The organism is Agrococcus sp. Marseille-Q4369, assembly GCF_018308945.1.
In the GTDB taxonomy this organism is placed as follows: domain Bacteria; phylum Actinomycetota; class Actinomycetes; order Actinomycetales; family Microbacteriaceae; genus Agrococcus.
On sequence record NZ_CP070501.1, the window covers coordinates 2,318,135 to 2,331,096 of the forward strand.

Consider the following 12,962-nt stretch of genomic DNA (forward strand, 5'->3'; position numbering starts at 1 on the left):
GATCTGAAGAGGAACCGCATGCTGCTCGCCATCGTCAACGCCCAGGTCGTGCCCGTCGAGGGCCAGGAGTTCGAGGGCACGGTGCTCGTGCGCGACGGTCGGATCGCCGAGCTCGGTACCGACGTCGCGGTGCCCGAGGGAGCGACCGTCATCGACGCGGCTGGCGCGCAGGTGACGCCCGGTCTCGTCGACGCGCACGTGCACCTCGGCGTGCACCCCGAGGGCGACGGGCCGACGGGGAGCGACACGAACGAGATGACGAACCCGAACACCGCGGGCGTGCGCACGATCGACGCGATCGACCCCTTCGACGAGGGCTTCGACCTCGCGCTCGCGGGCGGTGTGACGACCGTGAACGTCAACCCGGGCTCCGGCAACCCCATCGGCGGCCAGGCCACGACCCTCCACACCCACGGCCGCATCGTCGACCACATGGTGCTGCGCGAGCCGGCGGGCCTCAAGAGCGCGCTCGGCGAGAACCCGAAGCGCGTGTACGGCGACAAGAAGCAGACGCCGTCGACCAGGCTCGGCACCGCGAAGATCATCCGCGACGCCTTCGTCGCCGCGCAGAACTACCAGCGCAAGCACAACGACGTCGACGCCGGCGCGACCGCCGAGGTCGACCTCACGATGGAGGCGCTCGGCAAGGTGCTCCGCCGCGAGATCCCGTGGCGCCAGCACGCCCACCGCGCCGACGACATCGTCACGGCGCTGCGCCTGCAGGCCGAGTTCGGCTACGACCTCATCATCGACCACGGCACCGAGGCGCACGTCGTCGCCGACCTGCTCGCCGAGCGCGGCGTGCCCGTGCTCATCGGCCCGCTCTTCACGACGAAGTCGAAGATGGAGCTGCGGAAGCGATCGATCGCGAACCCCGGCAAGCTCGCGAAGGCCGGCGTCGAGCTCTCGATCATCACCGACCACCCGGTGATCCCCATCTCCTTCCTCGTGCACCAGGCATCCCTCGCCGTGCGTGAGGGGCTCGACCGCGAGACCGCCCTGCGCGCGATCACGATCAACCCCGCGAAGACGCTCGGCGTCGCGCACGAGGTCGGCTCGATCGAGGTCGGCAAGCGCGCCGACCTCGTGGTGTGGGGTGGCGATTGGATGGACCCGATGGCCCGCCCCCGCACCGTCCTGATCGACGGACGAGTCGTCTTCGAGCACGACGCCGCCACGGGCGAGGAGCGCGTCGCGCCGCGCGACGAGGTGCCGCTGGCGCTGCCCGCCGCGTGACGGGGGCGCCCGGCGAGTCGATGTCGCGGGGCCGGCGCTTCCGGGTGCTGCTCGTGCTCGGCCTGCTCGCCGGGCTCGGACCCTTCACGATCGACCTCTACCTCCCGGCGTTCCCGGCCGTGAAGGACACCTTCGCGACGACGGATGCGATGGTGCAGCTGACCCTGTCGGCAACGACCCTGGGCTTCGCGCTCGGCCAGCTCGTCGTCGGTCCGCTCTCTGACCGCGTCGGCCGGCGGGGGCCGCTGCTCGTCGCGACGAGCGTGCACGCGGTCGCGAGCGTCGGTGTCGCGATCGCGCCCGACATCGCGACGCTCCTCGCGCTGCGTGTTGTGCAGGGGTTCGGCGCCGCCGCCGGCACGGCGGTCGCGATCGCGATGGTGCGCGACCTCTTCGGCGGACGGCGGCTCACGACGGCGCTGTCGCGGCTCGCGCTCGTCATCGGCATCGCCCCGATCGCGGCCCCCGTCATCGGCTCGTGGCTCATGGGGGTCATGGAGTGGCGAGGACTGTTCTGGGTGCTCGCCGCCTACGCGGTGGCCGTGATCGGCCTGCAGCTGCTCGTGCTGCGCGAGACGCTGCCCGCGCACCTGCGGCAGCCGGGTACCCGGGTGCCGCTGCGGCAGCAGTACCGCGCGGTGCTGACCGACCGCGTGTTCGTCGGCGTCGCGATCATCGGCGCGAGCATCTTCGGCGGCATGTTCGCGTACCTCTCGACCTCGTCGCTGCTGCTGCAGGAGGTCTACGGCTTCACGCCCGGCCAGTTCGGGCTCGTCTTCGCGATCTGCTCGGTCGCCGTGCTGTGCGGCACGCAGTCGGCGGGTGTGGCCGCGAACCGCTGGGGCGCGCAGTGGGTGCTCGCGGTGTCGACCGCTCTGCTCATCGTGGGCGCGACGCTCATCGTCGTGCTCGACGTCGCAGGGGCGGGAGTGCCGGGCCTCGTGCCGCCGCTCGCGCTGTTCGCCTTCGCGTTCGGGCTCTCGATGCCGTGCGTGCAGACGCTCGCGCTCGCGAACCACAGCCGGGAGGCAGGCACCGCCGCGTCGCTGCTCGGGGCGCTCAACATGTCGATCGCCGGGCTCGTGAGCCCGATCGTCGGCCTCTTCCGCGTCGAGAGCGCCGTGCCGATGGGCGTGATCATGCTCGCGTGCGGCGTGCTCGCAACGCTGTCCCTGTGGCTCGTCGTGCGACCGCGCGAGGTGCCTCCGATCGAGTGAATCGTCTCGCGCCCGAGCGCGGGGAGCGCGGAGGCCTGCGTGCAAGGATGGCTCCATGAGCGACGAGCTGGCGCAGGCGCAGGCGGCACTCGAGGCGGCGCGGAAGGCGCAAGCCGAGGCGGAGGCGCGCATCGCCGCGTTCGAGGCGGAGCGGCAGCGCGCAGCGGCGGCGGCGAGTCCGGAGACCGTCGCGTCGACCGCGGCGCCGCTCGATGAGGTCGCGGTCGACGCCGTGCGCGCGGGCTACGCGTTCGACGGCCCCGCGCTCGAGCTCGGCGCGCTCCTCAACGGCGACCCGGATCCGGAAGCCCGGGTGCGCATCCCGCTCGCGATGCTCAATCGGCACGCACTCATCGCCGGGGCCACCGGCACCGGCAAGACCAAGACGCTGCAGCTGCTCGCCGAGCAGCTCTCCTCGGCGGGCGTGCCCGTCTTCGCCGCCGACATCAAGGGCGACCTCTCGGGCGTCGCGACGCCCGGCGAGCCCGACAGCACCCTGCTCGCGCGCACCGCCGGCATCGGTCAGGCGTGGGAGCCGCGTGCGTTCCCCGTCGAGTGCTTCTCGCTCGGCGGGCGGGGGATCGGTGTGCCGATCCGCGCGACCGTGCTCTCGTTCGGACCGACGCTGCTCGCGAAGGTGCTCGGCCTCAACGCGACCCAGGAGTCGAGCCTCGCGGTCGTCTTCGCGTACGCGGACGAGCAGCAGCTGCCGCTGCTCGACCTCGAGGACCTGCGCGAGCTGCTGCTGTGGCTCACCGGCGACGGCAAGCCGGAGCTGCGGAGGCTCGGCGGCGTCTCGACCCAGACGGCGGGCGTCATCCTGCGGGAGCTCACCGCCTTCAGCGAGCAGGGCGCCGATGTCTTCTTCGGCGAGCCGGAGTTCGACCCGCAGGACCTGCTGCGCACGAGCCCCGACGGCAGCGGAGTGATCAGCCTCCTCGAGCTGCCCGACGTCGCGAGTCAGCCCGCGCTGTTCTCGACCTTCCTCATGTGGCTCCTCGCCGACCTCTTCGAGGACCTCCCCGAGGTCGGCGATCTCGACAAGCCGAAGCTCGTGTTCTTCTTCGACGAGGCGCACCTGCTGTTCCGGGATGCGTCGAAGGACTTCCTGGCTGCCATCGTCCAGACCGTGCGGCTCATCCGCTCGAAGGGCGTGGGCATCGTCTTCGTCACCCAGTCGCCGAAGGACCTGCCCGCCGATGTGCTCGCCCAGCTCGGCTCGCGCATCCAGCATCAGCTGCGCGCGCACACGCCGGACGACGCGAAGGCACTGCGCGCCGCGGTGCGCACCTACCCGACGAGCGGCTACGACCTCGAAGCGGTGCTCACGAGCCTCGGCATCGGCGAGGCCGTCGTGACCGTCATGGGCGAGCGCGGCGCGCCCACGCCCGTCGCCTGGACGCGGATGCGCGCCCCGCAGGGATCGATGGACCCGAGTCCGGAAGCCGCGCTGCGGCGGGCGGTCGAGTCGTCGAGCCTCCTCGGGCGCTACGGCACCGCCGTCGACCGCGAGTCGGCGCGCGAGATCCTCCAGGTGCGGCTGCGCAGCGCCGAGGAGGCTGCGCAGCGTGCGCGCGAGCTCGCCGAGGCAGAGGCGGAGGCCGCGCGACTCGAGCGCGAGGCGGCATCGCAGCGCGGTCGCTCGCGGGGGCGCTCGAGCGACCGCAGCGGCAGCCCGGTCACCGACTTCATCGGCTCGCGCACCGGCCAGACCATCCTCCGCGAGATCGTGCGCGGCGTCTTCGGCAACCGGCGCCGGTGAGCGCGCTGGAGCCGGGAGAGCGCTCCGACGCCGCGCTCTCCCCGCAGACCCGCAAGCTGCAGGTGCCCTACGCCCTGCTCGCCGCGACGGTCCTCCTCGTCATGGGGATCGCCGATCCGAGGGTGTGGTCGAATCCGTGGGCGTGGACGGCCGTCGGCATCCTCGCCGTCGCGACCATCATCGCCCTGATCGCGACGCGGCTGCCCGCCGGGAGCGGACGAGCGAGATCCGTCGTGCCGATGCTCGACCTCGCCGCGATCGCGGTGCTGCTCGTCGCCGCCAGCGCGCCGCGCACGCTCGCGCTCCTCGCCGTGCTGCCCGCCTTCTGGATCGGCATCGTCGCGGGCAGGCGGGGCATCGCGATCGTCGCAGCCGTGAGCGCGGTGATCGCCGCGATCCTCGGGGTGCACCTGGCCGGCGCGACGGGCACGCTGCTCACGGCGAACGCGGTCGGCACCGTGCTCATCCCGGCCTCGCTCATGGCCGCGGCGTGGTCTGCGCACTACTACGCTCGCCTCCTCGAGCGGCAGCAGCGCACGCTGCTCGAGCGAGAGCGCGAGCGCACCGAGGTCGCCCGGAAGGCCGCGGCCGACGCGACGCTCATCGACGCGGTGTTCGAGACCGCGCGCATCGGGCTCATGCTGCTCGACCCCGAGGGTCGCGTCGAGCGCGTCAATCCGACGATGCGCGACCATCCCGCGATGGCGGGAGGATCCGTCACGACGATGCTCGACGGCGCCCGGTTCCTCGAGATCGACACGCGACGACGCATCCGTCACTCGCGCACCCCGCTCGTGCGCGCCGCGCGCGGCGAGGCGTTCGACAACGTCGACTGCTGGATCGACCGGCCCGGCAGCGATCCCGTCGCCGTGCGGATGTCGTCCCGGCCGATCATGCTCGACGGCGAGTTCCGGGGCTCGATCGCCTCGATCGACGACGTCACGAACTACATGCGCATGCTCGAGGACCGCGACGACTTCGTCGCGCTCGTCTCGCACGAGCTGCGCACGCCGCTCACGTCGATCGCGGGCTACCTGGAGATCGCGCTCGACGAGGACCTGCCCGACGACCTCCGCGAGTGGCTCGAGACCGCGCAGCGCAACTCGAACCGATTGCGCGCGCTCGTCGAAGACCTGCTCGTGGTCGGCGAGATGAGCCGCGGCGAGGTGCAGCTGCAGGCGACCGAGGTCGACCTCCGCGCGCTCGCGACCGACGCCGTCGCCCTGCTCGACCACCGCGCGCGGCGCAAGCGCGTCTCGTTGCGGCTCGCCGACGGGGTCGGTGCGATGGTCGAGGGCGACGCTCGCCGGCTCAGCCAGGTCATCGAGAACCTCATCTCCAACGGCATCAAGTACACGCACGACGATGGCGACGTCGAGGTGCGGGTCGAGGTCGACGGGCAGGATGCCGTGCTCTCGGTGCGCGACGACGGTCCCGGCGTGCGGCCGGAGGAGGTGGAGCGGGTCTTCGAGCGCTTCTACCGCTCCGCCTCGGCGCGCGCGTCGCAGCTGCCCGGCGCGGGGCTCGGCCTGTGGATCTGCCGCATGATCGTGCACGCGCACGGCGGCTCGATCGCGTTCTCGAGCGAGCAGGGCGTCGGCTCAGTCGCTTCGTTCCGCTTGCCCCGGCGCGCTTGAGATGCTCGGCGTCGCACCGGCGAAGCCGGTGCGCGTCATCTCGCCCCAGACCTGCTTGCGCCCGGTGAGCGCCGCCCACCAGCCCTGGATGCGCCAGACCGCGGTCAGCTGACGGTAGCCGAGGCTCTCGGCGAGCACCGCCCAGAGGACGGCCGCGAGATCCCGCCAGCGCTCGTAGCGGTGGAAGCTCGCTTCCTCGACGACGACCGCAGCGAGGGTGACGATCGTCCCGTAGCCGTAGGAGACGAGCAGCAGGAGGAGCGCGGCACCCGGGTCGACCGCGCCCACGAGCAGGCCGAGCACGACGATGACGATGCCCACGAGCTCGATGAGCGGAGCGAGCAGCTCGAAGAGCCAGTAGTAGGGGAGCGCGAGCATGCCCACCCGGCCGTAGCGCGGGTTGAGCAGCATGCCGCGGAACTTCCACAGCACCTCCCACAGCCCGCGGTGCCAGCGGCGGCGCTGGCGCGCGAGCACCTTGAGCGTCGAGGGCGCCTCGGTCCAGCTCACCGGCTCGGCGACGAAGCGCACCCGCGCGTCGCGACGGCCGTCGCGGATCCAGCGCTGGATGCGCATGACGAGCTCGAAGTCCTCGCCGATCGAGTCGGGGTCGAGGCCGCCGAGCTCGACGAGCACGTCGCGGCGGAACATGCCGAAGGCGCCGGAGATGAGGATGAGCGCGCCCAGGTCCGACCACGCCGTGCGGCCCAGCAGGAACGCGCGCAAGTACTCGACCACCTGGATGCGCGTGATGAGCTGCTTCGGCATCCGGAGCTCGACGATGCGACCGCCCAGCACGCGCGAGTTGTTGACGATGCGGACGACGCCGCCCGTGGCGACGACGCGGTCCGGGTCGTCGGCGAACGGCTTCGACACCGACAGGAGCGCATCCGGCTCGAGGATCGAGTCGGCGTCGACCATGACCACGAGCTCCTTGCTCGCGAGGTCGAGACCGGCGTTCACGGAGTCTGAGCGGCCCGAGTTCTCCTTGTCGACGACGACGAGCGGCACCGCGCCCTCCGGCGCGCGCCAGACGCCGCGCAGTCGACCTCGCACCGGGATCCGCCCCGGCAGGTCGCGGTCGTCCTCCACGAGGCCGAACTCCTGCCTGAGCAGCTGCATCGTCTCGTCGGCGCTGCCGTCGTTGACGACGATCACCTCGTGATCCGGGTAGCGCAGGTCGAGCATCGAGCGCACGCTCGTGAGGATGACGGCGCCCTCGTTGTAGGCCGGGACGATGACGGTGACGCCGAGGCTCACGGGCGAGCCGGCCATCGCGTCCTCTCCGCGATGCTCGCTGCGACGCAGGTAGCGCGCGAAGTGGCGCGAGGCGACGAGGATGAGCACGAGCATCGAGGTGTTCGCGATGACGAAGTAGACCGCCGACGGCCAGGCGAGCACCGCGAAGATCGCCTCGAGCGCGTCGTGGAGCCAGCTCATGCCGTCGCCTCCCGTCGCCGGAGGCCCGCCGCGCGGCGCACGCCGGGCTCTGCGTCGTCGAGGGCCTCGAGGGCCGGCGCGCTCCAGGCGAGCGGCATCGCGGCGATCGTGCGCGCCGCCGCCTCACCGGTCGTGCCACCCGCGATCGCGATCGCGACGAGCGGCTCGATCGCCTCGCGCACCGGCAGGCGCTCGAGCGAGCGCATCGCGGCGAGCCGCACCGACTCGTGGTCGTCCTGGAGCAGCGCGACGAGCTCGTCGCCCCGCCCCCGGCACCTGCAGCAGGCCGGCGACGCGAGCTGCTCCACGGCGGATGCCGGCATCCGGGTCGCGCAGCGCGAGCCGCACGTGGTCGCTCGCGGCCTGCCCCTGCTGCAGCAGGGCCGTCGCGGCGACGGTCGACGGCACACCGCTGCCCGACGCGAGGGCTTGCACGACGCGCGCGACCGCGGCGGGCTCCTCGAACCCGCCGAGCGCGCGCACGGCGACCGTGCGCACCTCCGGGTCGCGATCCTCCGAGAGCCCGAGCAGCAGCTCGAGCGCACCCTCCGGCGCGAGCCGCCCGAGGGCTTCTGCACCATCGGCACGGGACACCGCGCTCCGGCGGCGCGCGGCCGCCATCGCGATCGGCGCGAGACCCGAGGCGGCTGCGACCTGCCGCAAGCGATCGGCGGCCTCGCCCGTGACGTCCTGCAGCATCATGAAGACGGTCCGACTGATGTGGGCACGCTCGGCACCGCTCAGGGCGCGCACTCGCGCCAGGAGCCGTGGAAGCTCGTCGTCCTCGGCAATCGTGGACTCGAGCACGAGCCGACGGTGGACGGCGTCCAGCTCGGCGCGCCGCCGCTCGCGGCCGCGGCGAGTCGTGCGCTGCACGAGGAGGGTGACGAGCATCGCGAGCGTCGCGAGCGCGGCTGCCAGGAGCAGCATCCGCAGCAGCTCCGGCGGCAGCAGCTCGTTCATCCCAGCGCGGCGGTGACCCGCGCGAGCAGGGCCCGCGGGCTGAAGGGCTTCGTGACGTAGTGGTCGGCACCGGCGGCGAAGCCGGCCTCGATGTCCTTCTCCTGCCCGCGCGCGGTCAGCAGGATCACGGGGGTCTCGACGCCGCGGTCACGCAGCGCGCGGAGCACGTCGATGCCCGACATGCCAGGCATCATGACGTCGAGCACGATGACGTCCCAGCCGCCCTCCATGCCGGCCTCGAGCGCTTGCGCCCCGTCCGCCCTCGTGACGACGTCGTGCCCTGCGGACTCCAGCTTGATCGCGACGAGGTCGCGGATGTCGCGGTCGTCATCGACGACGAGGATGCGGCCGCTCATCGTGCTGCGCTCACGCCGCGCGATCGTGGGCGAGGACTGCTCTGGCGCATGCTGCTCCAACGTGACGAGTCGTACTGGCCGAGCCCTCAATCTACAGGGCCGGGCTGCGCGAAGGAGGATGCACGACGGCGGCCCCGGCGGGCATCGATCGGCGGAGGATAGGGGATTCGAACCCCTGAGGGCTTGCACCCAACACGCTTTCCAAGCGTGCGCCATAGGCCACTAGGCGAATCCTCCAGGAGGCCGCGAGCGGCCAACCCTGCGATCCTACCGGACACGCGAGAGGGGGCGAGGACCTCGGTCCCCGCCCCCTCCGTTCATCCACCCGCTACGGGCAGATGGCGTACTCCGCGACCTCGGCCGAGAGCGTCGCCTCGTCGCCGAGCAGGGTCACCGGCGGCTGACCCAGCCGCAGGCTCTCCGTCACGATCGACGAGTTGATGCAGCTCGACGTGGCCAGGTACAGCGGCGAGCCCTCGGCGGCCGCGAGCGCCGAGGCGCTCAGGGCATCCGGGAACTTCATGCCGCTCGCGATGAACATCCGGGGCACGGGGCCCTGGAAGATCGCCTGGTTCACGAGCACCGCCGTCTGGAAGCGGTCGGAGCCGGCGAAGCGGTGGACGACGAGGCCCTCGTTGTCGAAGTCCAGCTCGATGCCGTTCGACATCGAGGCCTGGTCTCCGAGGAGGTACACGTTCCCCGCACCGAGGCGGTCGAGCTCAGCGAGCGTGCCCGCGTCGGCGTCGTTCGCCTTGCCGTCCACGAGCAGGATCGGAGCGTTCATCGAACCGGCTGCCGCGCCCGCCGACAGTGCGTCGGGGAAGTTGCGGCCGGTGGCGATGAAGGCGCTCTCCGAGCCCTCGAAGGCGTACTGCGCGATGAGACGGCTCGTCTCGAAGCGGTCGACGCCGCCGATGCGGACGACCTCGGTCGCAAGCCCCTCGAGCTCGGCGGCGACCGCCGGGCTCACCGAGGGCTCGCCGCCGACGATCACGACGAGCTCGGGCGACAGGCGCTCGATCTCCTCGGCGATCGATGCAGGCAGCACATCCGGTCGCGTCAGCAGCAGCGGAGCGTCGTCCGACGCTGCCGCGGGAGCCGCCGCGAGACCATCGGGGAACAGCACGCCGCTCGCGACGTAGACCGTGTCCGCGCCCTCCGGGAAGCCCTGCTGCGAGATGGCGACAGCCGTCTCGAAGCGGTCCTCGCCGGCGAGGCGGTCGGGCGTCGGCATGGTCACATCACCGGTCGTCACGCGGACGATCGTGCGCACGTCGGTGCCGCCGTAGCCGACGACGCCGAGGTACTGGGAGTCGACCGCGAGGCCGTTCCACTTGGCGGTGTAGGTCGCCGACTCGCCGCGCTCGCCCGCGATCGCCGCCGGCTCCGTGCGGAACGAGCCCTGCTGCTGTCCCGCGCTGACGCCGACGTGGTCGAGCGAGAACGCAGTCGCGCCCTGCTCACCGGTCGCGTACGCGTCGACGAGTGCCACGTAGTCCCCGGGCGTCGGCGACTCGAGGAGGAGCTCCTCGTCCGCCGAGCCGGTCCCAGCCGTGAACTGCTCGACGAACTGCCCGGCTGCGTTGAGGCGCAGCACGTACAGGTCGAAGTCGGCCGTGTCATCCGCGACGTCGAGCGAGAAGTAGTGCACGAGCTCGCCGGCAGGGATCGAGAAGGGGTAGAACTCCCCGTCGCCCTGCTCGTAGGTGTCGGACGCCAGCTGCGAGAACGGCGCGAGGCCGTTCGCCGCGAGCGGGATCGACCCGTCGATGCCCGAGACGACCGTGATGGGCGTCTCGCCGACCGTGCCGGTGCCCTCGACCCACTCCGGAGCGGCGACTGCGACCGGCTGCACCGCGAGCGGCGAGCGGACGGCGTGCTCTGAGCTGTTCCAGGTGAGGAAGCCCGACGACCAGGTCGACAGCGGCGCCGTGGTGACGTCGAACGTCACCTCGAACGTCGCGGTGTCGCCTGCCTCGGCGAACGACAGCGTGTCCGGCGAGACCGTCACGTCGACGCCCGGGACACCGGAGACCGATGCCGTGTACTCGCCGGGCTCGAGCGCGGTGACCGTGCGGGTCACCGTCTGCGAGCCGGCGAGGGCGCCGATCGCGATCGACGCGATGTTCACGTCGCTCGGGTCGATCGGGCTGCCCACCCACTCGTCGGGGAGCACGTAGCCGAGGCCACGCAGGTACCCGAACCAGTCGGTGGTGCCGTTCTGGTAGATGAGGCCCGGGTCGAGCATCGACTGCGTGTTCACGAAGCCGGCGCCCTGCGCCCACGGGTCGGTCGAGACGGCGCCGTCGGCGGTGACCACGTCGGTCGCCGTCGTCATGAGCGCCGACTTGACCTCGGCGGGCGTCGCCAGCGGCTTCGCGCCGAGGTAGATCGCCGCGAGGCCGGCGACGTGCGGAGCGGCCATCGACGTGCCGGAGAGGAACGAGAAGGTCGGCTCGCCGTCCTCCGGGTTCGCGGTCGCGGCGATGATGCCGACGCCCGGGGCAGCGATGTCCGGCTTCAGGACGTCACCGCCGTCGGCGAGGGCAGGGCCGCGCGACGAGAATCCGGCGACGACAGGAGCGGGCGTCTCGATGCCCGAGCTGTTGCCGTCCTCGAGCGTGATGACCGTGCCGGGCGTGCGCGCTGCAGCGAGCAGCTCGTCGCGGTACTGCGCGTCAGCGTGCACCGTCGGCACCGCGTGATCGTCGAGGTCGATCGAGCCCGGCGTCACGTTCACGAGCACGCTCGCGATGCCACCGGCGTCCGCGACGACCTGCGACTTCTCGGCGCGCGCGTTCTCGCCGCGGTCGCAGAGCACGATCATGCCCGCGGCGCGCTCGGCGTCGAGCGTGCCGGGGAGGCAGAGCGCCGCACGCGCGGCCTGCTGGCCTGCGGCGGGGATGTCGCCCGCGTAGATGAACTCGCCCGTCACCGGGTCGGCGCCGTCACCCATCGGCACGGTGATCGAGGCACCGGGGATGCGCTCGTCGCCGGGCAGGATGATGGTCGCCTCGTAGTTCGGGACGGTCGTGGCCGCCACCGTGGTGTACCAGGGCGAGGCGTGGTCGAGCGTCGATGCGCCGGGGCCGGCGTTGCCCGCGGAGGCCGAGACGAAGACGCCGGCCGCGGCAGCCCCGAGGAACGCGATGTCCGTCGGCGTCGCCACCGACGTGGCAGCGCCGCCGCCGATCGAGTAGTTGATGACGTCGACGCCGTCGATCGTCGCCTGCTCGATCGCCTGGATCGAGTCGCTCGTCGCGCAGCCGTCGTCGGTGGTCACCGAGGGGTCGGGTCCAGTCCAGCAGACCTTGTACGCGGCGATGCGCGCCTCGGGCGCGACACCGCTCATCGTGCCGAGGTCGGCGCCGCCGGCCGAGCTGATCGGCACGTCGGCGTTGCCGGCCGCCGTCGAGGCGGTGTGCGAGCCGTGGCCGTCGCCGTCGCGCGGCGAGACGTACTCGCCGACCGATGCGTCGCCGAGGTCGGCCTGGCCGAAGCCGTCGACGTAGTAGCGCGCGGAGATGATCTTCGTCGAGCAGTCGTCAGCCGAGAACTGCTCGCCCTCCTCGCAGAAGCCGGTGAACGTCGTGCCGTCGCCCTTCTCGAAGACGATGGTGTCGCCGTCGAGATAGGGCTCGGCGCCGGGCGTGGTGCCGAGCGCGTCGCCCGCGAAGAGCGGGTTCTCGGGCGCGATGCCCGTGTCGAGGATGCCGACGACGACACCGGCGCCCGCCTCCTCCTGGCCGCCGACCTCGTTCCAGAGGTTCTCGAGCTCGAGGTACTCGTTCGCGGGGCTCTGCGTGATCTGCAGCAGCTCGTCCGGGAAGATCTGCGAGACGCGGCCGTCGCGCGCGAGCTCGAGCGCCTGCTCGGTGCTGAGGTCAGCGATGAAGCCGTTCATCGTCACCGTCAGGCTCGCGTCGATCTCGGCGCCGATCGAGGTCGCGACCTGCGACTGCGTCGACTCGAGGTGCGCGGCGTACGCGTTGGCGGCCGGGGAATCGACGTCGATGCTCCGGGTGCCGACGGGCGCCGTGCGCGCGAGGCCCTGCAGACCGCCGCGGTACGTGGCCATCGAATCGTCCTTCAGGACGACGATGTAGCGGCCGCTCTCGAAGCCGCTCGTGTCGATCGATGGTGGTTGAGGCGCGGCACCCGCCGCGGCTGCACCAAGCACCGACGCCCCCGCGCTGAGCGCGAGGGCGGTGGTGAGTGCGATGCCGCGACGAAGGCGCACACGCTTCGAGTTGGGTGTGCTCACAGAGTGATCCTTCGTTCAGGACGAAGCCCCCGACATTGGGGACGGATGCGGTCAAACCTAAGCCTGAGCAAAGGTTCGCAACAGGGT

Annotated in this window: 9 protein-coding genes and 1 tRNA gene; 4 read left to right on the forward strand and 6 right to left on the reverse strand. The window is 72.0% G+C overall.

What is annotated here, in order from left to right; translation table 11 throughout:
• Window positions 1-18 precede the first annotated feature (18 nt).
• Genes JSQ78_RS11720 through JSQ78_RS11735 form a run of 4 tightly spaced genes read left to right on the forward strand, consistent with a single transcriptional unit; the run spans window position 19 to window position 5,852 of the window.
• Window positions 19-1,236, forward strand: coding sequence for an amidohydrolase (locus JSQ78_RS11720; protein WP_211447780.1), 1,218 nt, complete (start codon window positions 19-21; stop codon window positions 1,234-1,236).
• Window positions 1,233-2,453 (forward strand): multidrug effflux MFS transporter, encoded by a 1,221-nt coding sequence (locus JSQ78_RS11725; protein ID WP_249295673.1) that lies wholly within the window; start codon window positions 1,233-1,235, stop codon window positions 2,451-2,453. Before JSQ78_RS11720 ends, JSQ78_RS11725 begins: the two co-directional genes overlap by 4 nt.
• A gap of 55 nt (window positions 2,454-2,508) precedes the next feature.
• Window positions 2,509-4,215, forward strand: coding sequence for a helicase HerA-like domain-containing protein (locus tag JSQ78_RS11730; protein WP_211447782.1), 1,707 nt, complete (start codon window positions 2,509-2,511; stop codon window positions 4,213-4,215).
• The gene (locus JSQ78_RS11735; RefSeq protein WP_211447784.1) at window positions 4,212-5,852 is read left to right on the forward strand and encodes a sensor histidine kinase; all 1,641 of its coding nucleotides are present in this window, start codon (window positions 4,212-4,214) and stop codon (window positions 5,850-5,852) included. Before JSQ78_RS11730 ends, JSQ78_RS11735 begins: the two co-directional genes overlap by 4 nt.
• Here JSQ78_RS11735 and JSQ78_RS11740 read toward each other — a convergent pair.
• The 6 genes from JSQ78_RS11740 to JSQ78_RS11765 all read right to left on the reverse strand — a co-directional run bounded on the left by JSQ78_RS11740 (window position 5,817) and on the right by JSQ78_RS11765 (window position 12,875).
• Window positions 5,817-7,292, reverse strand: coding sequence for a glycosyltransferase family 2 protein (locus JSQ78_RS11740; RefSeq protein ID WP_211447786.1), 1,476 nt, complete (start codon window positions 7,290-7,292; stop codon window positions 5,817-5,819). The two genes, JSQ78_RS11735 and JSQ78_RS11740, sit on opposite strands and share 36 nt — an antisense overlap.
• Window positions 7,289-7,474 carry a hypothetical protein gene (locus tag JSQ78_RS11745; RefSeq protein ID WP_211447788.1) on the reverse strand — a complete coding sequence of 62 codons (186 nt, stop codon included), beginning with the start codon at window positions 7,472-7,474 and terminating at the stop codon, window positions 7,289-7,291. The genes JSQ78_RS11740 and JSQ78_RS11745 overlap by 4 nt, the downstream gene beginning before the upstream one ends.
• Window positions 7,416-8,255, reverse strand: a complete 840-nt coding sequence (locus JSQ78_RS11750; protein WP_211447790.1) for a HEAT repeat domain-containing protein — start codon at window positions 8,253-8,255, stop codon at window positions 7,416-7,418. Before JSQ78_RS11750 ends, JSQ78_RS11745 begins: the two co-directional genes overlap by 59 nt.
• Window positions 8,252-8,611: a response regulator transcription factor gene (locus JSQ78_RS11755; protein ID WP_021009813.1), complete on the reverse strand. Its 360-nt coding sequence runs from the start codon at window positions 8,609-8,611 to the stop codon at window positions 8,252-8,254. Before JSQ78_RS11755 ends, JSQ78_RS11750 begins: the two co-directional genes overlap by 4 nt.
• A gap of 152 nt (window positions 8,612-8,763) precedes the next feature.
• Window positions 8,764-8,848, reverse strand: a tRNA-Ser gene (locus JSQ78_RS11760).
• A 91-nt stretch (window positions 8,849-8,939) separates the two neighbouring features.
• Window positions 8,940-12,875 (reverse strand): cell wall-binding repeat-containing protein, encoded by a 3,936-nt coding sequence (locus JSQ78_RS11765; protein ID WP_211447791.1) that lies wholly within the window; start codon window positions 12,873-12,875, stop codon window positions 8,940-8,942.
• Window positions 12,876-12,962: the final 87 nt, after the last annotated feature.